The organism is Streptomyces sp. NPDC102514 (assembly GCF_055584525.1).
Genome location: NZ_JBVJLW010000010.1, coordinates 159,368 through 182,179, shown reverse-complemented (window position 1 = coordinate 182,179; position 22,812 = coordinate 159,368). Strand labels below are relative to the sequence as shown.

Sequence of the window (22,812 nt, the reverse complement as noted above, 5' to 3'; positions counted from 1 at the left end):
ATTTCAGTGGTGTTGCCGGTTGGTGTCCTGCCCGGAGGGGTTGTTCGTCGCCTGCGGGCCGGTGGGGGTCGGCCGCGCCGTTCTCCGCGCCCCTAAAGGGGCTGGGCCGCATCCATCAGTGCCTGCCAGTCGGGGAGTTTGACCACGTGCCTGCCCAGGGACGCACCCAGGGCCGCCTCCGCCCGTTCGATGGACTGCCAGCCCGACCAGTCCACCGGATGCAGGCCCTCGGCCCGCAGGGCGGCGAGCGGGTCGGACGGGATCTCGCGCTGTACGAGGGCGGGGGCGTCCTCCAGGAGCGAGGTCACCGTCTCCTTCGCGCAGGGGCGGTTCGTGCCGATGACGCCCGTCGGGCCGCGCTTGATCCAGCCGGCCACGTACTCCCCGGGCGCGACCGAGCCCGCCCGCAGGACGCGGCCCGCGAGATGCGGGACGGTGCCGCGGTCCGCGTCGAACGGCAGGCCCTCCAGCGGAACCCCGCGGTAGCCGACCGAGCGCAGGACCAACTGGGCCTCGATGTCCTCGTACCGCCCCGTGCCCGTCACGCCGCCGAGGCCGTCCGGGACGGTCCGTTCGAAGCGGACCGTGCCCACGCGCCCGCCGCCGTCCGGGAGCAGTGCGACCGGCCGCAGGAAGAAGCGGAGCCGGATCCGCCGGGAGCCGACGGCCCGCGGACGCTCGGCCCACCCGCGCAGCACCTCGACGTTGCGTCGCTGCGCGGCGGGCAGGGCGGACGGATCCAGGTACGCCGGATCGAGCGCCAGCTCCGCCGGATCCACGGTGACCCCGGTGTCCGGCAGACCGCCCAGCTCCCGCAGTTCCTTGGTGGTGAAGCGGGCCTGCGAGGGGCCGCGCCGGCCCACCATCTGGATCTCCCGCACCTGGCTGGCGGACAGCGCGTCGAGCGCCGCCTGGGGCATGTCGGTCGGGCTCAGTTCCGCGGCACCGCGGGCCAGGATGCGGGTCACGTCCACCGCCACGTTCCCCACGCCGATGACGACGGCCGCCCGTGCGCCGGCCACGAAACCGCCGGTCCCGAACCTGTCGGTCACGACGTCCGGGTGCGCGCTGTACCAGGACACGAAGTCGGTCGCCGACCAGCTGCCCGGCAGCTCCTCGCCCGGCACCCCGAGATGCCGGTCGGTGGCGGCGCCCACGCAGTACACGACCGCGTGGTAGAAGTCCCGGAGCCGGGTGGCGGGCAGTCCCTCCGGGCCGATCCGGACTCCGCCGAGGAACCGCACCCGCTCGTGCTCCAGGACCGTACGCAGCGTGCCCTGCAACGACTTGATCTTCTCGTGGTCGGGCGCCACGCCGTAGCGCACCAGGCCGTACGGGCACGGCAGCCGGTCCAGCACATCGACCCGGATCCCGGGCACCAGCTCCTGCTGGACGAGACCCTGCGCGGCGTACACCCCACTCGGCCCCGAACCGACGACGGCGACCTGCAGCACGGCACAACCCCTTCCCCGAGGAGAACGAGAAGCTCGCTGGCGCTTCCAGCATCGCATCGCACCGCGCGTCGGGGGAGGGGCGGGAACGGGCCGGGATGCGGCCGGGAGACGGCCGGGGCGCGGCGCTGCGCCGACCGTGTGCCGCGCGGACCCCTCGCGCGTGCCTGGCCGCAATGAATGTGATCATGCGGTTACGTTGAGTATGTGCTGGAAACATCCTTTCTTAATCTTTCTGATCGTGATGAGCCGGACGGGGCGGTGTCCGTGCGGCGCGCCTGGGAAGTGCGGGAGAACGACACCGCCACGACGTGGTGCAACGTCCGGCTGAGTTTCGCCGACGGCGCCGGTGTCGACCTGCTCGCGGCGGTGTGCGAGGGCGGCGTCGCCGTCGAGGACGTACGGGCCCGGCCCGCGCTCTCCCTCGACGACCTGGCGGTGCTCGCCGACTGGATCGAGGGGCCGCTTCTTGAGGCGTGCGGGGGCGCGCCCGTGGTGGCGAGCGCCGTGGGTGGTGACGGGAGCCCCGAAAAGCGGCACGCGCGCCCTGCGCTGCCGCGCGGTGTCGAGAGCCGCCGCCTGGTCGCCGGGGAGTATCTGGCGGCCCAGCGGGCGGGGCGGGATCCGGTGCTCGCGGTGATGTCCGCGACGGGGTACAGCCGGCGGCGGTCGCTCAGGTTGATCGCGGGGGCGCGGGATGCGGGGCTTTTGGCGCCGCGGCATGTTCGACGCTGACGCCGTCCGGCTCCGCCGGTGTCTTTGAGGGGGCCGGTGCCCGTGCCTGCGGCTGGGCGGGGCGGGTGGTTGTGTGTCGGGTGCGGGTGCGTCGTGGCTGGGCGCGCAGTTCCCCGCGCCCCTTGAGGGGCGCCCCTGCGGGGCTGCCCCTCTGCGTGGCGGGCGTGTCACATCTCGCGCATCCTGCTGATCTCGCTCGTCTGTTGGGCGATCACGTCGTCGGCCATTTCGCCTATCTGGATGTTGTTGCCCTGGGAGAGGACGTCCGTGGCCATGGTGATCGCGCCGTTGTGATGGGTGATCATCAGTGTCAGGAAGAGCTCGTCGAACGCCTTGCCCTTCGCCGCGCGCAGCGTCTTGAGCTGCGTCTCGGTCGCCATGCCGGGCATCACGTCGTGGTGGTGCTCCCCGGACCCCTTGGCGTCCTTCTTGTCGCCGCCGTGGTTCTTGAGCCAGGCCTTCATCGTCTCGACCTCCGGGCCCTGTGAGGCGGCGATCCGTTCGGCGAGGCGTTTCACCGGCGTCGACGAGGCCTGCTTCGGGGCGAGTTCGGTCATCACGATGGCCTGGGTGTGATGCTCGATCATCATCCGGGCGTAGTCGAAGTCCGCGGAGTTGGGGGTGTCGTCGTCGGAGCGCTGCTTCGCGGCGTCCGCGGCGGAGAGCGTCTCGGCGGCCTCGCCCGGCTTGCCCGGCGCGATCACCGAAGGGCCCGTGTCCGGCGCTGACTTGGCCTCGTCGTCGGAGCCCGTGCAGCCGCCGAGTGCGAGAACGGCGGCCGTCACGGACGCCGTGATCAGACGGCGGGACGTACGGCGAGCGAGCACAGTGACCTCCTGTGGCACATGAATCGGCAGACATCTGACGAGTACGGACACCTTGTGAGTGTCGATGACCGTCCTAGCACGCTTCCGCGCGCCAATGATCAAAAACATTCATTACGAATGCGTTGCCACCTGTTGATCTGTGCATGATGAAGACGATACTGCGGTGGTACCTGAACCGTTCGACTGCGAACGGCTACAAGGGAGGACGCAGTGACCCTGTTGAACAATCACCGAACGCGGCGCAGACGTCTGGGAGTTGCCGCCACCGCGGCCGGCCTGCTGGCCGCCCTGCTCACGGCAGGACCCGCGGTCGCGACCCCCGACCCCGGGGACGCTCCGGTGACTTCGGAGAAGGTCTCCAAGAGCGAGGCGGCCGAGGCGCGAGCGGCGATCGCGAGCGGCGAGATACCCGGGCAGGACGAGATCGTCCACTCGGACAACATCCAGCACCTCGTGAACATCCCCAAGGACGCGTTGCCCGGCACCAACTCGGACCTCGCCTTCCAGGGCAAGTACGCGTTCGCCGGCAACTACGACGGCTTCCGCATCTTCGACATCAGCAACCCGAAGGCCCCGAAGACGGTCTCCCAGGTGCTCTGCCCGGGTTCGCAGAACGACATCACCGTCTCCGGCGACCTGCTCTTCCTGTCGACGGACTCCTCGCGCAGCGACAACTCCTGCAGCAGCACCACGCAGCCCGCGACCGAGAAGTCCTCCTGGGAGGGCATGAAGGTCTTCGACATCAGCGACAAGAAGAACCCGAAGTACGTCGCCGCCGTCGAGACCGCCTGCGGCTCCCACACCCACACGCTGGTGCCGGAGCGCAAGAACGTCTACATCTACGTGTCCTCGTACTCGCCGAGCGCCACGTTCCCCGACTGCCAGCCGCCGCACGACGGCATCTCGATCATCAAGGTGCCGCGCAAGGCGCCCGAGAAGGCCGCGGTCGTCAACTTCCCCGTCCTGTTCCCCGGTGAGGGTCCGGACGGCGGCGGCAACCCCGGTGGCCCGACCAACCCGGGTGTCTCCAAGACCACCGGCTGCCACGACATCACCGTGCTGCCCTCCAAGGACCTCGCCGCGGGCGCCTGCATGGGTGACGGCATCCTGTTCTCCATCAAGGACCCGGAGAACCCGAAGATCATCGACCAGGTCCAGGACAACGTGAACTTCGCGTTCTGGCACTCGGCGAGCTTCAACCAGAAGGCCAACAAGGTCGTCTTCACGGACGAGCTGGGCGGCGGCGGTGCGGCCACCTGCAACGAGACCGTGGGCCCGAACCGCGGCGCGGACGGCATCTACGACATCGTCGGCAAGGGCGACAAGCGCAAGCTCGTCTTCAAGAGCTACTTCAAGATCCCGCGCCACCAGGCCGACACCGAGAACTGCGTCGCCCACAACGGCTCGCTGATCCCGGTCAAGGGCAAGGACATCATGGTCCAGGCCTGGTACCAGGGCGGTATCTCCGTCTGGGACTTCACGAACTCCTCGAAGCCCAAGGAGATCGCCTTCTTCGAGCGCGGTCCGCTGAGCACCACCACCATGGTGACCGGCGGCTCCTGGTCGGCGTACTACTACAACGGCTACATCTACTCGAACGACATCGCCAAGGGCTTCGACGTTCTGAAGATCAATGACCGTCGTACGGACCCGGCGAAGAAGAACCGACTGGACGAGCTGAACGTCCAGACGCAGCCGGACTACTTCGACTGACCGGCCGCGTCCGTCTCCTGGTTCGCCACGCCACCGTGACCGCTGCCTTCTTCCGGCTCGCGGCTCCCGGGAGCGAAGAACCGTGAGAGATCCTCGGGATACGTCCCGCCGGGTGCTTCGGCGCCCGGCGGGGCACCCCGCTCCCACTCCAGCCCGTACCGCCTGAACAGCTCGGCCCGCAGCACCGGCACCGGCATCGGGACCCCGGGCACCAGGGCCGCGTACACCGCGCCCATCAGCAGCGCCCGCAGCATCGGGTAGTCGGCGGCGGTGTCCGGAGAGCCGTAGCGGGACATCGTGTCGCTCAGCAGCTCGGCCAGCCGACGCTGCTCAGGACACTGCTTGAACCCCTCGCCCTGCAGGATGCCCGCCATGTGCTGGCGCATCACGACCGGATGGTCCCGGGCGAGGCCCAGAATCGCGTCGATGGCCCGTGCCATCCGCTCCTGCCCGTCCTCGGTGCGCGGCTCGCGCTCCAGCGCCTCGTCCAGCGTGCGGTGCATCAGCCGGTGCACGGCGGACTGGACGAGCAGGCGCTTTCCGGGGAAGTAGTACGAGACGAGACCCCGGGCGGAGCCCGCGCGGTCCGCGATGTCGCCCAGCGTCGTGGCGTCGTATCCGCGCTCGCCGACGAGCTCCAGAGCCGCCTGCAGAAGCCTCTCGCGGGAACGTCGCCGCAACTCTTCATTGACCGATGCGCTGCGAGGGGACATCCTATGTACTCCTGCGTTGACTGGCTGCCAGCCAACTATACTCAGCGCGTCCGGGCCGGTCCCCTCGGGGATCCCTTCCGGGCTGCCGTCCGTCCGGGGCGACGCGGGGGATCGTCCCGGGCGGTCGGTAAGGAACCGGCGTGCCCCTCGTGCGGCGGCTGCCAGGGGGACGGCCTGCCGTTCGGCGCTGTCGCCGAGCCTTCGTCCGCTGCTTAGAGTGGGCAGGAGTGCCGAGGAGGCGTACACCCATGGATCAAGAGCAGATCCTTGCCAGGATCACGGCGATGGTCGACGACGAACGCGTACTCCGGGACGCCCTCGCGTCCGGGAAGATCGACAGCGCGACCGAACAAGAGCGGCTCGGCCGGCTGGAGCGCGACCTCGACCAGTGCTGGGACCTGCTGCGGCAGCGGCGCGCGAAGTCCGAGTTCGGCGAGAACCCGGACGACGCGCGCGTACGGCCGTCCTCGCAGGTCGAGGGCTATCAGAGCTGAGGAACGGCCCGGGGTCCGGTGCGGCTCCGACGGCAGTCAGGTGCGGATCAGGTCCAGCACCGGCCGCAGACCGTTCGGCCGGTCGGTCACCGGCAGATGGTCGACGAAGTGCACCCCGCATCCCAGGGCCGCCGCGCCGCCGTCCGCCTGCCGGTCGTCCCCGACCATGAGGGTGTCGCGCGGATCGGCCCCGAGCGCGTCGCAGGCGGTCGCGAACAGCCGGGCGTCCGGCTTCTGGACGCCGTGCTCGTACGACAGGACGTAGGCGCCCACGTACGCGTCGAGGCCGTGCTCGCGGAACACGGGCCGCAGATCCCAGCCGATGTTGCTGACCACCCCGATCGCGACCCCGCGGTCGCGCAGCGTGTGCAGTACGTCGATCGCGTCGGCGTACGGACGCCAGGCCGCCGGGCTCATGTGCCGGTCGTACAGCGCGTCGTACAGCTCCGCGGCGGGCAGCGCCACCTGGCGGCAGGCTCCCGTGTACGCGGCCCGGTGCGCCTCGGCGCTCTCGTCGCGGATGCCCCACAGCGCGGTCAGCTCGGGTGGCACCGGCCCCCTGTGCGGCGCCCCGCCGGGCAGCGCGCCCGCCGCCTCCAGTTCCTTCGCGGTCCGGAGCAACTCCTGCTCCGGCAGGGCCGTCCCGGCCTCGGCCAGTACGGTGCGCAGCCAGTTCTCGGTGGATTCGATACGGAAGAGGGTCCCGGAGAAGTCGAACAACACGGCAGCCATGCGGGGGAAGTTACCCACACGGCGGTCCGGATATGTCCTCCCGTACTCCTCCGCCCCAGGTCAGAGCGGTGCCGTCGTCAGGGTCTGCGGCCCCGGAAGGTACGGCGCAGGTCGTTCACCCAGGCGTCGGGGTTCTCCCACGGGATGAAGTGACCGCCGTGGTCATGGGCGTTGACGTTGACGTGGTTGAACCAGGCGGCCTGCGGACCGGTCTCGAACGCCCGGACGCGTTCCTCGGCGGTGTGGACGCCGGGCGGGTTCTCGTAGGTGACGAAGGTCAGGCCGACCGGGGCCTCCACCACCGGGGTGCGGTCGTGGGCGGGGGTCCACGGGTGCCGGTTGGCGTTGGCGTAGTAACGCATCGACGTGGCGATGGAGTTGTTCACCCAGTAGATCGTGGCGTGGGTGAGCAGGTCGTCCCTGGTGAAGACGGACCCGACGTCACCGCCGTTGTCGCTCCAGGAGTTCCAGCGCTCCAGCAGCCAGGCGAGCAGCCCCGCGGGAGAGTCGCTCAGCCCGTGGGCCAGGGTGGCGCCGTCGAGCATGTGCACGGTGAGGTGGGACGCCGAGCGGTGGTCCAGCTCGACGAGACGGGCGCGGACCTCGGCGGGCTGGTCGTCGGTGAGGGGCCGGTTCCGGGCGAAGTCCCAGGCGCGGGGGCCGCTGAAGAAGTCCAGCGGCAGCCCGGAGCCGATATGGATGCCGTACAGCTCGTCGGCGTACTTGTGGCCGAGCTGGCTGGTGACGATCCCGCCGATGTCACAGCCCCCGGCGGCGTACCTCTCGTAGCCCAGGGTCTCGGTCATCAGGGTGTGCCAGAGGTCGGAGACCTTCCAGAAGTTGACGTCCGGAAAGCCCGTGAGCGGGCCCGGGAAACCGAAGCCGGGCAACGACGGCACGATGACGTCGAACGCGTCGGCGGGGTCACCGCCGGACGCGGCCGGGTCGGCGAGCGGGCCGATCACCTTCGACCAGTGCCAGAACGTCCACGGCCAGCCGTGGGTGAGGATCAGCGGGACCGGGCGGGGGCCGCGGCCCGGCTTGCGCATGAAGTGCACCGGGACACCGGCGACATCCACGCGGTAGTGCTCGTGGACGTTGATGGCGGCCTCGGCCCTGCGCCAGTCGTAGCCGTCCCGCCAGTGGGCGAGCAGCTCACCGAGGTAGCCGGCCGGGACGCCGTAGGACCAGTCCTCGTTCCCCTCGTCCAGCGGCGGACGGGTCGACGCGAGACGGGCGCGCAGGTCGTCGAGCACCTCGTCGGACACGTGGATCGGGGTGGGCTCCAGGGGGAAGGTGCGTGCAGTGGTCATGGCATGGGTCCTATGGGTCGGTCGGGTCGGGCGGCCCGCACGCTGCCGGTGCGCCTCTACTCCGCGGGCGGCAGCGGGCCGAGGACCGGGTTGGTCAGGTGCTGGTAGATGATCGAGGTGCGGAAGGCGATGATCTCCCGGCGGTTGGTGAACTGGTCCAGGAGAAAGGCGTGCAGGTGGTCGATGTCCTGGGCCGTGACATGGACGAGGAAGTCGTCGCTCCCGGTCATCGTGTACACGGAGACCACCTCCGGCAGCCGCGTCACCGACTGCTCGAACGAGGTGACGACATCCCGGCGCAGAGGGCGTACCTGGGTGAACACCATCGCCTGGACCGAGCGGTTGAGCGCCTTGAAGGAGACCTCGGCCCGGTAGCCCTGGATGACGCCGCGCCGATGCAGGAGCCTCGTGCGCTCCAGACAGGTCGAGGGGGCGATGCCCAGTTTTCCGGCGAGGGCACGGTTCGACTGCCGACCGTCGGCCTGCAGTTCGCGCACGATCGCCGAATCAAGTTCGTCCACGGCTTCCTCCCCTGCCCGCACACCGAATGTAATTCGGCGCAGCTCCCGGTGGTCCGCGCATCAGCCTAGCTTCGGCGCCATGAGTCGAGCATTCGCACACGAAGAGGTCGTCGTCCGCCGCGGACGCCGCTCCGGCCTGCCGCTGATCGTCGCCGTCCACTCCCGCGTACTGGGACCTGCGGCCGGCGGCTGCCGGATGCGCCGCTACGACACCTGGCAGGACGGACTGACCGACGCGCTGCGCCTGTCGGAGGCGATGACGTACAAGTCGGCGGTGGCCGGACTGGACTTCGGGGGCGGCAAGAGCGTGATCGCCCTGGACCGGGACACCGACGTCACCCCGGACCTGCGGCAGGCCGCACTGGAGGACCTGGGCGAGCTGATCGCCTCCTTCGACGGCTCCTACCGCACAGGGCCCGACATCGGCACCGGTCCCGAGGACATGGTGGTCCTGCGGCGCTTCTCGCCGTACGCGTACTGCGCGCCCGAGGAGCACGGCGGCACCGGGGACTCCGGCGGGCCCACCGCCGTCGGTGTCCTGGCCGCGCTGCGGGCCGGCGCCCGGCATGTCTTCGGCGACGCCTCCTGCACCGGCAAGAGGGTCGTCGTCAGCGGGTTCGGGTCCGTCGGCGGCCGGGTCGCGGCCGGCCTGGCCGCGGAAGGGGCGCACGTCGTGGTGTCGGACGTGGACCACTCCCGCAAGGAGGCCGCGCTGGCGAGCGGGTACGGGTGGGTCGAGCCCGGCCGGGCGCTGTCGGCACCGGCCGACATCCTCGTCCCGGCCGCCGTGGGCGGGGTGTTCGACGAGGCGAGTGTTCCCCGGCTCACCGCGCCGCTGGTCGTCGGACCGGCCAACAACCAGCTCGCCGACGAGTCGGTCGCCGACACCCTCGCGGAGCGCGGCATCGTCTGGGTGCCGGACTACGTGGCCGGCGCCGGAGGGGTCGCCTACACGCTCAGCCGGGAGTCGGAGGGCTACAGCCACGAGGCCGCCCTGGAGCGGGTCGAGGGCATCGGCGACACCGTCGGCCACATCCTCGGCCTCGCGCGCACGACCGGCATCACCCCGATGAGGGCCGCCCGGCAGCTGGCCGACCGCCGCCTCACCGCGGCGGCCGGCTCCCCGCCGGAGGCAGAGGCAGCTGCCGCAGACGCGGTGGCCGCGGCAGCTCCCGCCCGGCGGGCTCTCAGCCGATCGTGACGACACGCGCCCAGGACGGCGGAGTGTCCGGTACGTAGTCGGGGTCCTCCTCGTCCGCCGCGCGGGCGGGGCGCGGGAAGAGACCGACGACCGTACGGCAGGGCGGCGGCGTGGAGGGCCAGGGGGTCTGGCCGTCCGTGAGGGCGACGATCACGTCGGGGCGCGGCCGGGAGCGCAGCGCCCGGGCGAAACCGGAGCGCAGGTCCGTGCCCCCGCCGCCGATCAGCTCGATGTTCTCCGCGCGGCAGAGCGGCACGGCGACCCCGGCCGCCGCGTCGCAGGAGATCACCGAGACCAGGTCGCGCCGCCCGCCCACCGCCCGCGAGATCGCCGCCACCTCCAGCAACGCGCTGCCCAGTTCGGCGTCGCTCACCGACCCGGAGGTGTCGATCACGACGCAGACAGCGGGCGGTGTACGGCGCAGGCTCGGCAGCACCACTCCGGGCACACCGGCCGAGCGCCGGGACGGGCGCCGGTAGCTGTGGTTCTCGCCCGCGCCCGGCGCGCCCGCCGCCGACCGCACCGCCGCACCCAGCAACTGCCGCCACGGCTGCGGCGGTTGGAACGCCTCGTCCGCCCATCGGCGCCAGCCCTCCGGTGCCTCGCCCGGCCTGCCCTTGATCCCCTCCGCGACCCGGAAGCGGACCGCGTCCTGCTGGTGCCTGCTCAGCCCGTGCGCCCCGTCAGGACCCAGCTCCCACGGCCGGCCCTGCCCGTCGGCGCCGCTGCCGCAGTCCAGCCAGGCCAGGTCCGCGGTGAGACCGGACATCGACGCCGTCCGCAGGTACTCCTCCATCAACAGCCCGCCCGGCAGCCGCAGCAGGGACGGAAGCACCGCTCCGGCGGGCCGTGGCAGACCGTCCCCGTAGATGTCGTCGTTGATCTCGAAGTCCGCGGCGATGTTCCGGCGCAACCTGCCCCAGCCTTCGGCCGGGGGGACCCCCGTCCCGCTTCCCTCGCCCGGTCCGGACTCCTCGTGCTGCCGCGCGTACCGCTCGCCCCTGCCGTGGTGGTCCCGGAGCAGATGGGAGACCTCGTGCACCCACACACCCGCCAGCTCCTCCGTCGGCATGCGCGCCACGAACCCGGGGGAGACGTAGCAGCGCCAGTGCGCGTCCACCGCCATCGTCGGCACCGACCGGTCCTCCACCACATGCAGGGCGAAGAGCGCACCGGCGAGATACGGGCGCACCTTCACCGCGTGCAGCCGGGCGGCCAGCAACTTCTCCATGTCCAGCGGGAGCCCGGCCGTTCGAGCCGCCGCACGGGAGCCGGCCGGCTGCTCCGGCGGAGCGGCCCGCACCGGGCGCGGCGGCGCGGGCCTGGGCATCGGACGTGGCGGCGCGGGCCGGGGCATCGGATGCGGTGGGGCATGCGGAGCGGCCTGCTTCGGAGTCCTCGGGGTCCCCGTCACCGGCGTGTCCCCGCCGCCGCGCGCTCGGCCGCGGCGGCTGCCGCGGCGACCCGCTCCACCGACCGGTCCGCCCGCCGGGCGAGCCCCACCACCCCGGCCAGCCGGTCCATCGTCGCCGGTACCTCCCAGTCGTCGCGGCGCACCGCGGCCAGGGCCGTCGCCGGGGCGACCAGCAGATCCGCGGTACCGGTCTCCAGGGCCCGCACCAGCACCGCCCAGCCCGCCTCCCAGCGCTCCCGTTCCGGCCGTGCTCCGACGGCCGCGACCACCGCCTCCAGCGTGGCCTGCCGCAGGTCGCCCCGCTCCGGCAGCTCGGCGGCGGCCGGGTCGGCGAGCAGCGTCTCCGGGTCCGGCAGGTCCATCCGGTCCATGTACGCGAGGAGTTCGAGTCCGGGGCCGTCGCCCACCGCACCCCGTACGAGCAGGGCCAGCACCTCGCGCGAGACCGAGGCCGCCGTGCCGAACGACAGCAGGGTCAGCGCGGCGTCCCAGCTCCGGGGTGAGGGCCACGCACCGCCACGCCGTGTCTCGGTGCTCGGCAGCCGGTGGATCAGCGTCGGCCGCGCGGTCAGGAAGCCGCAGACCACGCGCCGGGAGAAGGCCACCGCCTCCGCCAGCAACTCCGGTTCCAGCCGGGGCAGTTCGGCCCTCGGCCAGACACCGCCGAGACCACGCACCACCACCTCCTGATCGTGCACCCAGTACAGATGGACGAACCGGTTGGCCAGCGGCGGGCTCAGCTCCCATCCGTCCGCCGCGGAAGCGCGGGGATTGGCGGCGGCCACGATCCGTACGCCGGGCGGCAGTTGGAGCGCGCCGACCCGCCGCTCCAGGACGACCCGCAGCAGAGCGGCCTGCACGGCCGGGGTGGCGGTGGAGAGTTCGTCCAGGAAGAGGAGCCCGCGACCGGCTCGTACGAGCTCCACGGCCCACTGCGGCGGCGCCATCGGCACGCCCTGCACCGCGGGGTCCTCGCCCACGATCGGCAGCCCCGAGAAGTCGGACGGCTCGTGGACGCTGGCGATCACGGTCGTCAGCGGCAGGTCGAGCGAGGCGGCGAGCTGGGTCAGGGCGGCGGTCTTGCCGATACCCGGCTCACCCCAGAGCAGCACGGGCAGATCCGCCGCCACGGCCAGGGTGAGCGCTTCGAGCTGCTCGTCGGGGCGCGGCTCGGTGGTGGTCGCCCGCAGGAGGGCCAGGAGGCCGTCGGCGACGGCGAGGTGCGTGTCCGTATCCGGTACGCGGGAGGGCGAGGGTACGGGTGTGGCGTCGGCCGAAGCCGGTGCCGGGGCCGGAGCGGGCAGGAGGGTGCTGTTGATCATGGGCATCACCGGAGGGGGCTGAGGGACGGGAAGGCCCGTCCTGGACGGCAGGAGACTGTGCGGCGCGCAGTGCGCGGTGCGCGACAAGAGGTGGGAGCTGGGACAAGGAGTGATGGACAAGGAGTGATGGGCAAGGGGACTGCGGCGGGTCGCCGGTCACGAGGCCTGACTGGTGCGGGGCCGGGACCGGCCGATCAGCTTGCTGCGCAGCGGAAGCGGCGTGGAACGGTCGAGCCGGGGCCGGTGACCGGCCTTCACCCGTCCCGCACCCGAGCCGTCCACGCCACCCGAGCCACCCGGGACGCCCGCGCCACCCGGGATGTCCGCGCCCCCTGCCGTACCGGCGGCGGGATGCACGGCGACCAGTCCCGAGCGGAAGAGCCCGTGGTCGACGTGGCGGGCGGCGGCCTGCTCCAGTTCCTCGCGGAGCGGCCCGTCGCGCAGGACCGCGCCAGGACCGAGCAGGCCTTCGACGACGGCCAGTGCCCCGGTGGCGTCACCGTGGCGGAGCCGCTCCCGGACCGCGGGCAGTGCCTCCGGATCCCGGTGCACCGAGTCGATCGCCCGCAGACAGGGCAGCGGGGGCCCGCCGAGCGCCACGAGCAGTTCCTCGCGCCGCAGTTGGGCGGGGTCGTGGTCGACCGCGGTCAGCACTCCGTCCCGCAGTGCGATCCGGTGGGTCTCGCCGCGGCACTCCACGCGATGCGGATCGCCGGGTTCGGGTACGGGACCGCCCACCGGCGCCGACCCGTACCCCGCCAGCGCCGCGGCGACGAGCGGATGCAGTCGCTCGGGCGGGATGAGCCCCGTCCGCAGCAGCTCCAGATCCGGCAGGACCCGGGCCGCCGCCTCCGGCAGCACCGGGAGCGCCGCGACCTCCTGCGGCGGCAGCACGCCTTCGGACAGGGCGCGGAGTGTCGGTACATGGCTGTCGTCGGGGGCGACGAGTTCGAGTACGGCCCGTCTGCGGGCGCCGAGCCGGACGGTGAAGGCCCCGCGAGGAAGCCTCTCGGCCCGCAACAGCAGCTCGGCCTCGACGGCCCAACTCCCTTCGGCCCAGGGCGAATCATGGGGCGGAGCCTTCCCGCTCCACACCGGGCCGTCAGCTCATTGCTCCGCCCGGCGTCCCAGAGATGCCGGTGCAGATCGAGCCGGAAACGCCGCTCGGGATGTGGATGGGGGTGGTGTCCATGGGGATGGTCTCCGGGGGTGCCGTTCCCCGAGCCCTCCCACAGCGCCAGGGACATCCACTGGCCGCCGTCCGCCCAGGCGGGCGGGGTCCGCACCACCAGGTGCAACGGCGTGCCGCCGGCACTCCCGTAACGGGCGAGCGAGAGGGTGAGTCCGGGCCGGAGCCGGCCGTTCGGGGCGATGCGGGGCATGTGCCAGCGGAGCAGATCGGGCGCCAGTCGGCGCAGGTCCTCCCGGAGGAGGGTGACCACAGGGGTGCCGTGGCGACGGCGCACGGCGCGCAGATCGAGATCGACGTGGACACGGGCGGCGGCGCAAGCCCCCGCCCAGTCGCCGACCGCACGCCGTGCGGTCGAGTTCTCGATCATGGACGGTGGCACGGCGTACTCACGTACGCGCCGCCACATCAGCAGGTGGGAAGGAATCTCATTCGCGAAGTGAGGTGCCATCAGCACTCACCTTGCGCGAATGATTCCCCCAATCCGGAAAAGGAGAAGGTGTTCATCGCCCGCATGGTAACCACGCCGATGACGATCTGTCTTCCTTCTTTTTTGTGCCGGATCTTTTTCTGTGCCGGATCCCGGACGGGGGCTGCCGGCCGCGTCGCGGTGGCAGCCCCCGTCCGGGTCATGGGCGTCGCGCGTGGGCGAAGCCCCGTCGGTGCCAGAGCAGGCCGCCCGAGTGCGTGGGCTCGCCGCGCACAGCGGTCACCCGTCCCACGAGGATCGTGTGGTCGCCTCCTTCCAGGACGTCGTGGCGGACACAGTGGAGCGTCAGTGAGGCGTCCCTGATGACGGGGGCCCGGTGGGAATCCGCGGCCAGGGGTACGCCGTCGAAGCGGTGTTCGGCCGGCCGCATGAAGCGTTTGACGAGGTGTTCCTCGCCCGGGCCGAGGAGATGCACGGCGAAGTCCTCGGCGCCGGTGAGCGTGTCGTGCGAACGGGAGTTGCGGTCGAGGCAGACGAGGAACAGCGGCGGGGTGAGGGACAGTGAGCTGACGGCGCTGGCCGTCAGGCCGCGCGGCCGGCCCAGGTCGTCGTAGCAGGTCACGAGGGTGACGGGGGCGGCCAGGGCGGACATCGCGGCGCGGAAGGCATCGGCGAGGTCCTGGACCGGCTGAGCAGCCGTCGCGGACGAGGACGTGCTGGACGAGGACGTACCGGGCGGGGTCTGGGATTCGAGCAGTGTCGAACTCATCGGGCCACCTCCAGAGGCCGGGCCGATCCTTGAAGCCAGTGGCCCTCGGGGCGGCCGGAGAACCCGTCCCGGATGTCCCAGACGACATGGCCGCCCTTCACCGTGGTGGTGAACCGTCCGGTGAAGGTCCAGCCCTCGTACGCGGACCAGCCGCACAGCGCCTGGACGTCGTGGGCGGAGAACTGCCAGCGGTCGGACGGGTTCAGCAGGGTCAGGTCCGCGTCCGCACCGGCTTCGAGCCTGCCCTTGCCGACCAGGTCGAAGAGCCGGGCGGGTCCCTCGCCCATGAGCCGGGCCAGGTGCGCGGCGGCCTCGTCCGGGGCGATGTCCCGGGTCCGCAGGCCGGTCCAGACGGCCGTGGCCAGCTCCTGGACGCCGGGCAGACCGGGTGGCGCGTCGGCCGGCGGACGGTTCTTCTCCTCCACGGTGTGCGGGGCGTGGTCGCTGCCCAGGGTGGCGACCTCGCCGCGCAGCACGGCCTGCCACAGCCGCTTCTGGTCACGGCACTCGCGGATGGCGGGGGAGAGCCGGGTCCGCGGGCCGCGCCGGGTGGTGTCGTCGTGGGTGAACGAGAGGTGATGGCCGGTCACTTCGTAGGTGAGCGGCAGCCCTTCGGCGGCTGCGGCCGACAGCAGATCGGCCTCCTCCGCCGACGACACATGCAGGATGTGCGTCTTCGTGCCGTACTCGCGCACCAGGCGCACCACATGGGCGACGGCGACGATCCCACCGGACCGCGGCCGGTGCGGCTCGTATCCGCCGTACGTGTCCGGGGCGCCCGAACTCGCGTCGAGCAGGTCGAAGACGTGCTGGTCCTCGGCGTGCAGGACGAGCCGGACACCACCGCGGGCGGCGGCGGCGAAGGCCCGCCGCAGCTGCTCGCCGTCGCGGAACACGACCGGGGCCGTGTGATGTCCCGCCATGAACACCTTCGCCGAGCAGGCTATGCGCGGGTCCAGCTCGGCCAGCAGCTCGGGATGGTCGGGGTCGGCGCCCATGTGGAAGCGGTAGTCGATCCACGAAGTGCCCTGGATCACCGCTGCCTTGGCGAGCATGCTGCTCTCGTCCAGGGACGGCGGACGGGTGTTGGGCATGTCCATCACGGTCGTCACACCGCCGACGAGGGCGGCCCGGCTGCCGTGCTCCCAGTCCTCCTTGTACTCCAGACCGGGTGTGCGGAAGTGGACGTGGGAGTCGATCAGACCCGGCAGTACGTAACGGCCGGCGGCGTCGAGGCGCGGGCCCGGCGGCAGGGGCTCGCCCGGCGCGAGGAGGGCCGCTACCCGGCCGTCCCGGACGACCACCGTTCCGTCGCGGACACCGTCCGGGGTGACGAGGCGGCCCCCTTCGACGATCAGATCGGCGGGCGGACCGGTGGGCGGGCCGACGGGCGGGCCCGCGGGAGCGGTGCCGGGAGGACCGGCGGAGAAGGCGGCGGGCAGACCGGCGGAGGGATCGGCCGGTCGGGGCTTCAGCGGTTCCACGTCAGACTCACCAGTTCCTTGCAGAGGTCGTTGGTCGGTCCCATCAGGGCGACGGCACGGGCGTCGCGGCCGTAGCGGTTGATCTCGTTCGAGGCGACATAGCCGGCCGAGCCCAGCAGCCGCTCGACGGCGTTGATGACACGCTCGGCCGCCGAGGAGGCGACGAGCTTGGAGTGGAGCGTGGCGATCCCCGGGTCGTCGGCCGTCCGCCGGCCGGCCCGCTCGACGACCGCGCGGGCGGTCTCGACCTCGCCCGCGATGTCCACCAGCCGGTGCCGGACGGCCTGTTGGGCCAGCAGCCCGCGCCGCTCGGCGTGCCGGTGGGCGAGTTCGAGGGCCGCCTCGGCCAGGCCGACGGACACGGCACCGAGCGTGGCACCGCTGTCGCGGACCCCGGCGATGATCGAGGCGGCGGCGCCGACCGGGCCGAGCCGGGCGGTGTCGGGTACGTGGCAGTCGTGCACGGAGACGAAACCGGTCGCCGAACCGCGCATGCCGGTCAGCCGCATCGAGGTGTCGGGTTCCAGGCCGGGCGCGTCCGCCGGTATGAGGAAGAAGGTCTGGCCGGCGGAGCCGTAGCCGGTGTCCGGCGCGGCGTCCGGCGCGGGCTCCTCGGTCTGCGCCAGCACCAGGTAGATGTCGGCCAGTCCGGCACTGGTGGTGAAGGACTTGGCGCCGTCCAGGACCCAGCCCCCGTCGGGTGCGCGGCGGGCGACGGTGGACAGCTGCTTCTTGTTCGCGCCCGCTCCCGTCTCGCTCCAGGCGGAGGCGGCGAGCCAGTCACCGCGGGCGAGCTGGGGCAGCAGCCGGCGCCGCAGGGCCGGGCTGCCGTGTTCGAGGATGCGCCTGCTGACCGCGTAGTGCTGGAACAGCATGATCGAGGCGGAGGCGTTGACCTGCGCCACCTGTGCGACCGCCGAGTTGAGGCCGTGCGCGTCGGCGCCGGTGCCGCCGTACTCGTACGGCAGTGCAAGTCCCAGCAGTCCGGTCTCGCGGAGCAGGGCCAGCGCGGGCCGGTCGGGTTCGCCGCTCGCGTCGGCGTCGCGGGCGGCGGCGGCGAGGCGTTCACGCATCGACGCGGTCAGGCCGGTGGACGGTCCGGCGGAAGGTTCGGTGGACGGTCCGGCGGACAGATCGCCGGCCGGCTCGGGGAGCGGTACGTCGGTCTCGGTCAGTGCCCGGGCTTCGGGCACGGTCAGGCTGTCAGCGGAAGCCATGACAACTCCTCGGAGGTGGGGGCGGGCAGGAAGAGGCCGGCGTAGTCGACCTGCTTCTCCGCGACGGAGATCCAGGCGAGCCGGCGGTCGCCGGGGCCGCCCGCGATACGGGCCGAGGCGCGGACCGTGGCGCCCGGTGTGCGCAGGGAGAGCAGGTCGCTGTCCGGCTGCTCCGAGACACCGGACAGCAGGTAGGGGATCGTGCCCTCCACGGCGGCGCCCGCCGCGAGGCAGGTGGCCCCGGTGAGCGCCACCGTCGGATGCCAGGACGGTACGGAGATGGCGCGGACCGCGAGGGCGCCCGGACCGTCCGGGAGCAGCGCGGCCACCTTGGGGAAGGCGCCGGTGGTGTCCCAGCCCAGCGTCCGGCAGACCGCGAGGCGCAGCCTGGTCATCCGGTCGAAGAGCACGAGGTCGTCGGCGAACAGGCCCTCGACCGTGTGGACGCCGAGTTCGGCGGCGTGCACGAAGAGATACGGATTGCCCATGGAGACCAGCGAGACCGGAACCGTACGCCCCTCGAAGGGGATGCCGGTGACGGGCTCACCGGTGATCAGGAGGTCGTTCACCGGCCGCGGCGGCGAGCAGAGGAAGTGGGCCGTGAAACGGGTGCCCCCGTCGTCGGTCTCCTCCGCCTCGCACACCACGTTGTCCCCGTTGTTGAGGACGTTGACCCGGACCCGGCAGCCGGCCACGAGGGGCTGGATCATGCCGGTACGGGCCGCCGCCTCGACCGCCGCCAGGATGGAGTGGCCGCAGGAGCCGCGCAGGTCGAAGCTGTCGAAACTGTCCGGCATCGACTGGACGAAGCGGTAGTCCAGGTCGAACAGGGGGTGCCGGGAGGGCTGCACGAGGGCGTTCTTCAGGACGTCCGAGGCTCCCTGGTCGGCCAGGGCCGACCGTAACTCGGAGAGCCGGGCGAGGAGTTCGGGTTCCGAGTCGGGCAGGGTGCGCGCGTCCATCACGGCGGTGGGGCAGGGGGTGCCGTGCGCACGGGCGAGGCTGACAGTCACGCCGCCTCCTGGAGGACTCGGACCGGAGTGTGGAGCGTGACCGGGGCCTGGGCCGTGGCGAAGAACTCCTGGCGCCACAGCTGGTGCGACATCAGGGACCACAGGGCCAGGGAGACGGCGTCGCTGGGGCGGGTGGCCTGCTCGTCGAAGAGGGCGTCGACCCGCTCGGGGCGGATCCGGCCGTCGGCGCGCAGGGTGCGGGGCGACAGGACGTCCCGGGCGAGGGTCCACAGCCGCTGGCCGGGTGTGAGCATCGCGGTGACCGGGAGGGTGAAGGGCTGCTTGGGCCGCTCCAGCACACTGCGCGGGATCAGCCCCTGCGCGGCCTGGTACAGGGCCCGCTTCACCCCCAGACCCGGTACGAGCCGCTGCTCGTCGGTGAGGGTGGACGCGAAGCGCACGACGGACGGCTGGGTGAACGGCAGCCGCACCTCGACCGAGCTGGCCATCGACAGATGGTCGACGCGCCGCAGGTGGTAGGCGGGGAGCCGGTAGCGCTGCTCCACCGCGCCGATGCGCTGCAGCCGGGTGCCGGGGCTGCTGTGCAGGATCCGCCGGATGCCGGGCGGCAGGGCGGGGCCGACCGCGTTCACGGCGATGGCGTACTCGTCGGTGTACAGGCTTTGGCGCAGGGCCCGCGGGACGGCGGCGAGATGGTCGAGGTAGCCGTCGATCCAGCTCGCGCCGTGGTGTGCGGCGACCGCCTGGGTCATCCGGGAGTAGCCGCTGAACAGTTCGTCGGCCGCGTCGCCGGTGAGGGCGACCTTGAAGCCGGCGTCACGGACCGCGCGGAAGAGGGAGAAGGTGGACAGGGTGATGGGGTCGGCGTTGGGCTGCCCCAGGTGGCGTACGACGTCGGTCATGAGGTCCGGGAAGGTGGCCGGATCGACCTCGACCTGGTGGTGGGTGGTGCCCGCGGCGCGGGCGACCTCGGCGGCGTAGGCGCGTTCGTCGCTGGGCCAGGTGCCGGTGTAGGCGATGTTGAAGGTGTGCAGGCTGCCGGAGCCGCCGCTGTCGCGCAGTGCCTGCGCGGCGAGTGCGGTGACGAGGCTGGAGTCGAGCCCGCCGGAGGTGACCGCGGCGACGGGGGCGTCCGCGATCAGGAGCCGGGACACCTCCTCGGACAGCAGGTCGCGCAGCTGGTCGCCCGCCTCGGTGAGGGTGCGGTCCTTGTCGGGGCGCAGGCCCTGCTCGTGGGCCATCGGACGCTGCTTGATCCGCAGTCCGTCCCGGTGGCTGAGGAGGACGGTGGCGGCCGGCGGGAACACCTGGATCCCGCGGAACATCGTGCGGTTGCCGAACGGCGTCTTGGAGGTGAGGTAGGCGTCGAGACCTGCCTCGTCCTCCTCGGCCTTCACCCCGGCGAAGCCCAGCAGCGCGGGGAGTTCGGAGGCGAAGTGGAAGCGGCCCGCGGCGCGGTCCCAGTGGTAGTAGAGCGGCTTCATGCCCGAGTCGTCGGTGGCCAGCACCATGCGGGGGGTCTCCCGCAGGTCCATGACCGCCACCGAGTACATGCCGTCCAGGTGCTCGGCGAACCGGTCCCCGTAGGTGATGTACAGCGCGGGCAGGATCGAGCCGTCGCACAGGTCGTCGAAGTGGAAGCCGAGGCCGGCCAGGCGCGAACGCAGCTCGCCGTGGTTGTAGATCTCACCGTTGAAGACCACGGTGACCCGGCCGAGGTGGTACGGCTGGGCGCCCCCCTCGGGGTCCATGATCGACAGGCGGTTGTTGCCCAGGGCCCAGTCGGGCCGGTGCGCGACCCCCTGGGCGTCGGGACCGCCGTGGTGCATCAGGTCGGCGACGCGGCGCAGTTCGGCCTCGTCGGAATGGACGTTGAAGGTTCCGTATATGCGGCACACGCTGCGTTCACCTGACCTGTGAGGAGTAGCCGGCGGCGGAGTAGAGCGCCGGGTCGTAGGGGCTGGGCCCGCCGCAGGTCACGAAGCGGCGGGCGGTGGGACCTGTGTGCGGGTTGCGGGCGCCGTGCAGCACGCCGGGCGAGGCGTACAGGACGTCACCGGCGCTCACGTCGATCCAGCGGTCGCGCAGATACATCTGGCCGACGCCCTCGAAGGCGATGAACGCCTCGTCGCTGTCGGGGTGGAGATGGACGTTGAAGGTCTCGCCGGGCTGCTGGATGCCGCAGTGCAGACACAGCCGGCTGCTGCCGTTGCCGGGCCAGAAGACGAAGTTCATGGTGGCCCGGCGCTCGGCCGCGTCCACCTGCCCGGTACCGCCGAAGCCGCGGAGCTGGGTGGTCTCGTCCCACAGGGAGGAGTGCAGGACCGGCTCGCTCCCGACGGGGGCGTTCGCGAGCGGGGTGCGCCACACGTAGGCGGTCAGACCCCTGCCGTCCGCGGTCAGGGTGAGGGCGCGGCCGGTGGGGGCGTAGGCGGCGGATCCGCGCTCGACGGGGGATTCGAGCTCACCGACGGCCGCGGTGCCCGTCCCCGAGAAGACCACGACCGTGTTCTCCTCGGCCGTGCTGTGCTCGGGGGAGTACGACTCGCCGGCGGCTATCCGGACGACGTGGAGGGTGACATGGGTGGCGCCCGCCGCCGGGCTGACGGGGGTGGCGACCGTGGTGCGGGCGGTGGGGTCGGCGCCGGCGACGGGCCGGAAGTCGAACTCGGCCGCGGTGATGATGCGGGCGTCACCGAGGGCGGTGGCCGGATGGGGTGCGGGTGCGGTGGATGGGGGCATTCCGGTGGCTGCTTCCTGTGTACGAAGGCCGGTGCGGTGGCGTCGGCCCGCTGGTGCGGTGGGGGAATCGGGGGCGAGACGGGGGAGATGGGGGAGACAGGAGATACGGGAGAGGTGAGTGGGTGGGGTCACAGGGGCCGGAGGGGCTTCTGTGGCTCCTTTTCTCTTGCTCCTGAAGGTTCGCGCGGCGGGTTCCCGGTCGTGTCCCGCGTCGCTCCCGGCGCCCGGAGCGGGCGCGGGAACCGGGTGGGTGCGCCTGGCGGGGGCCGGACGGGGCTGTGTCCCGTAAGGGGCGCGGGGAACGGCGCACTCGTTTGCCTTGAGGGGCGCGGGGAACGGCGCGGCTCGCCCCACGTACCGGCCGCCGGCCCTCGGGGCCGGGACACGCGGGCATCAAGCAGCTGGCCACACGCGAACGCCGCACGGCGCGCCCCCTGAGCAGGGGGCGCGCCGTGCGGCGTGCTGCTGTGCGGAGTTGCCTGGAGAGGCCGCCGACCGGTCCGGGTGGGCCCGAACAGGCCGGTTCAGCAGGCCTCTTGGGCGACCACGGGCTGGGCCCGGTCGGTGCGGTCGGCCCGGTCGACCTGGTCGGTCGGCTCGACCGGCGCGGCCGGGTCGGGAACGGGCGGGACCGGAGCGGCGGCGGCCGGCGGCTCGGCCGCGCGCCGTGCGGGCAGCGGCAGCCGCCCCTCCGCGAGAGCCAGCGCCGCGATGACCACCGCGCCGCCCACCGGCACGTTCCAGGTGACGGACTCGCCGAGGGCCGCGGCGCCGACGATCACGGAGAACACCGGGACCAGGTAGTTGACGCCGGAGGCCGTGGTCGGTCCCGCGTCCGCGATGAGCCGGTTCATCAGGACGAAGGCGATACCGGTGGAGGCGCCGCCGAGGACCAGGAGGGACAGCAGCGGGCCGGCCGTCAGCTCGCCCGGCAGGTCCCAGCCGATGCTGAAGGTGGTGATCAGACCGGTGATGACCATGGCGGAGGTGAGCTGCGCGGCGGTCACGGCGAGCGCCGGGATCTTGTACGGGGAGATGAACCGGCGGAGGTAGACGAAGCTGATCGCGTAGCTGATCGCCGCCCCGACACAGGCGAGTTGGCCGCCGATGGAACCGAATCCGTCGGTCCGCCACGGCCCGACCACGACGATCAGGCCGACGAAGCCGATCACGAGTCCGGTCACCTTGCGGGCCGTGGGCTTCTCCGTGCGGATGGCCAGGGCGGCGAGCCCCAGGGTGACCAGCGGTGTGGCGCCCTGGATGACACCGGCGATGGTCGCGGTGGTGTGCTGCTCGCCGACGGCGAAGAGGGTGAACGGCACGACGTTGCCGAACACCGAGGCGACGGCGATGTGTCCCCAGACCGCGCGGTCGGGGAAGGAGCCCTTGGTCACGGCGAGGATCAGGCCGACGACGAGGGCGCCCACGAGGAGCCGCCCGAAGGCGAGTTGGAGCGGGGCGAAGGCGTCCAGCGACACCTTGATGAAGGCGAAGCTGCACCCCCACAGGGCGGCGAGCAGGCCGAAGCGGGCCCAGTTGACGGGATGCATGTGATGACTCCTGAGAGTTGT

Annotated in this window: 19 protein-coding genes and 1 pseudogene; 4 read left to right on the top strand and 16 right to left on the bottom strand. The window is 72.2% G+C overall.

What is annotated here, in order from left to right; genetic code table 11:
* Nucleotides 1–92: 92 nt before the first annotated feature.
* Nucleotides 93–1,454, bottom strand: coding sequence for an FAD-dependent oxidoreductase (locus tag ACZ60E_RS25640; protein ID WP_469443361.1), 1,362 nt, complete (start codon nucleotides 1,452–1,454; stop codon nucleotides 93–95).
* A 258-nt stretch (nucleotides 1,455–1,712) separates the two neighbouring features.
* Between ACZ60E_RS25640 and ACZ60E_RS25635 the strand changes: the two genes are divergently transcribed.
* Nucleotides 1,713–2,186, top strand: a complete 474-nt coding sequence (locus ACZ60E_RS25635; RefSeq protein ID WP_384799431.1) for a DUF6214 family protein — start codon at nucleotides 1,713–1,715, stop codon at nucleotides 2,184–2,186.
* Between the two features lie 167 nt (nucleotides 2,187–2,353).
* Here the strand turns inward: ACZ60E_RS25635 and ACZ60E_RS25630 are convergent, their stop codons facing one another.
* Nucleotides 2,354–3,013, bottom strand: coding sequence for a DUF305 domain-containing protein (locus ACZ60E_RS25630; RefSeq protein WP_469443359.1), 660 nt, complete (start codon nucleotides 3,011–3,013; stop codon nucleotides 2,354–2,356).
* 210 nt (nucleotides 3,014–3,223) lie between these two features.
* Here ACZ60E_RS25630 and ACZ60E_RS25625 point away from each other — a divergent pair, with 210 nt between their 5' ends.
* The gene (locus tag ACZ60E_RS25625; protein ID WP_469443357.1) at nucleotides 3,224–4,726 is read left to right on the top strand and encodes an LVIVD repeat-containing protein; all 1,503 of its coding nucleotides are present in this window, start codon (nucleotides 3,224–3,226) and stop codon (nucleotides 4,724–4,726) included.
* Here ACZ60E_RS25625 and ACZ60E_RS25620 read toward each other — a convergent pair.
* On the bottom strand, nucleotides 4,714–5,439 hold the full coding sequence (locus tag ACZ60E_RS25620; protein WP_469443355.1) for a TetR/AcrR family transcriptional regulator: 726 nt from the start codon (nucleotides 5,437–5,439) through the stop codon (nucleotides 4,714–4,716). The genes ACZ60E_RS25625 and ACZ60E_RS25620 overlap by 13 nt on opposite strands.
* 248 nt (nucleotides 5,440–5,687) lie before the next feature.
* Here ACZ60E_RS25620 and ACZ60E_RS25615 point away from each other — a divergent pair, with 248 nt between their 5' ends.
* Nucleotides 5,688–5,933, top strand: a complete 246-nt coding sequence (locus ACZ60E_RS25615) for a DUF2630 family protein (RefSeq protein ID WP_383948050.1) — start codon at nucleotides 5,688–5,690, stop codon at nucleotides 5,931–5,933.
* Between the two features lie 36 nt (nucleotides 5,934–5,969).
* Here the strand turns inward: ACZ60E_RS25615 and ACZ60E_RS25610 are convergent, their stop codons facing one another.
* The 3 genes from ACZ60E_RS25610 to ACZ60E_RS25600 form a co-directional block, all read right to left on the bottom strand.
* Nucleotides 5,970–6,665: an HAD family hydrolase gene (locus ACZ60E_RS25610; RefSeq protein WP_453792227.1), complete on the bottom strand. Its 696-nt coding sequence runs from the start codon at nucleotides 6,663–6,665 to the stop codon at nucleotides 5,970–5,972.
* A gap of 77 nt (nucleotides 6,666–6,742) precedes the next feature.
* Nucleotides 6,743–7,978 carry an epoxide hydrolase family protein gene (locus tag ACZ60E_RS25605; RefSeq protein ID WP_469443352.1) on the bottom strand — a complete coding sequence of 412 codons (1,236 nt, stop codon included), beginning with the start codon at nucleotides 7,976–7,978 and terminating at the stop codon, nucleotides 6,743–6,745.
* 56 nt (nucleotides 7,979–8,034) lie between these two features.
* Nucleotides 8,035–8,499: an Lrp/AsnC family transcriptional regulator gene (locus tag ACZ60E_RS25600; protein WP_453792225.1), complete on the bottom strand. Its 465-nt coding sequence runs from the start codon at nucleotides 8,497–8,499 to the stop codon at nucleotides 8,035–8,037.
* Nucleotides 8,500–8,578: 79 nt separating this feature from the next.
* On the opposite strand from ACZ60E_RS25600, the gene ACZ60E_RS25595 reads away from it, so the two are divergent.
* Entirely contained in the window at nucleotides 8,579–9,700 is a 1,122-nt protein-coding gene (locus ACZ60E_RS25595; RefSeq protein WP_469443349.1) for a Glu/Leu/Phe/Val dehydrogenase family protein, read from the top strand.
* On the opposite strand, the gene ACZ60E_RS25590 is transcribed toward ACZ60E_RS25595, so the two are convergent.
* The 10 genes and pseudogenes from ACZ60E_RS25590 to ACZ60E_RS25545 all read right to left on the bottom strand — a co-directional run bounded on the left by ACZ60E_RS25590 (nucleotide 9,687) and on the right by ACZ60E_RS25545 (nucleotide 22,791).
* The gene (locus ACZ60E_RS25590) at nucleotides 9,687–10,931 is read right to left on the bottom strand and encodes a vWA domain-containing protein (RefSeq protein ID WP_469443549.1); all 1,245 of its coding nucleotides are present in this window, start codon (nucleotides 10,929–10,931) and stop codon (nucleotides 9,687–9,689) included. The two genes, ACZ60E_RS25595 and ACZ60E_RS25590, sit on opposite strands and share 14 nt — an antisense overlap.
* 179 nt (nucleotides 10,932–11,110) lie before the next feature.
* The gene (locus ACZ60E_RS25585; protein ID WP_469443348.1) at nucleotides 11,111–12,436 is read right to left on the bottom strand and encodes an AAA family ATPase; all 1,326 of its coding nucleotides are present in this window, start codon (nucleotides 12,434–12,436) and stop codon (nucleotides 11,111–11,113) included.
* Between the two features lie 156 nt (nucleotides 12,437–12,592).
* Nucleotides 12,593–14,076, bottom strand: a pseudogene (locus tag ACZ60E_RS25580) (hypothetical protein).
* A gap of 178 nt (nucleotides 14,077–14,254) precedes the next feature.
* Nucleotides 14,255–14,824, bottom strand: coding sequence for a flavin reductase family protein (locus ACZ60E_RS25575; RefSeq protein WP_469443346.1), 570 nt, complete (start codon nucleotides 14,822–14,824; stop codon nucleotides 14,255–14,257).
* On the bottom strand, nucleotides 14,821–16,308 hold the full coding sequence (locus ACZ60E_RS25570; RefSeq protein WP_469443344.1) for a dihydroorotase: 1,488 nt from the start codon (nucleotides 16,306–16,308) through the stop codon (nucleotides 14,821–14,823). The genes ACZ60E_RS25575 and ACZ60E_RS25570 overlap by 4 nt, the downstream gene beginning before the upstream one ends.
* Nucleotides 16,296–17,525 carry an acyl-CoA dehydrogenase family protein gene (locus tag ACZ60E_RS25565; protein ID WP_453792219.1) on the bottom strand — a complete coding sequence of 410 codons (1,230 nt, stop codon included), beginning with the start codon at nucleotides 17,523–17,525 and terminating at the stop codon, nucleotides 16,296–16,298. Before ACZ60E_RS25565 ends, ACZ60E_RS25570 begins: the two co-directional genes overlap by 13 nt.
* The gene (locus ACZ60E_RS25560; RefSeq protein WP_384799201.1) at nucleotides 17,504–18,538 is read right to left on the bottom strand and encodes a PrpF domain-containing protein; all 1,035 of its coding nucleotides are present in this window, start codon (nucleotides 18,536–18,538) and stop codon (nucleotides 17,504–17,506) included. The genes ACZ60E_RS25565 and ACZ60E_RS25560 overlap by 22 nt, the downstream gene beginning before the upstream one ends.
* Nucleotides 18,535–20,397 carry an asparagine synthase (glutamine-hydrolyzing) gene (gene asnB, locus ACZ60E_RS25555; RefSeq protein ID WP_384799198.1) on the bottom strand — a complete coding sequence of 621 codons (1,863 nt, stop codon included), beginning with the start codon at nucleotides 20,395–20,397 and terminating at the stop codon, nucleotides 18,535–18,537. Before asnB ends, ACZ60E_RS25560 begins: the two co-directional genes overlap by 4 nt.
* A gap of 7 nt (nucleotides 20,398–20,404) precedes the next feature.
* On the bottom strand, nucleotides 20,405–21,241 hold the full coding sequence (locus ACZ60E_RS25550; protein WP_469443341.1) for a cupin domain-containing protein: 837 nt from the start codon (nucleotides 21,239–21,241) through the stop codon (nucleotides 20,405–20,407).
* Between the two features lie 524 nt (nucleotides 21,242–21,765).
* The gene (locus tag ACZ60E_RS25545) at nucleotides 21,766–22,791 is read right to left on the bottom strand and encodes a DMT family transporter (protein ID WP_384799193.1); all 1,026 of its coding nucleotides are present in this window, start codon (nucleotides 22,789–22,791) and stop codon (nucleotides 21,766–21,768) included.
* Nucleotides 22,792–22,812 lie beyond the last annotated feature (21 nt).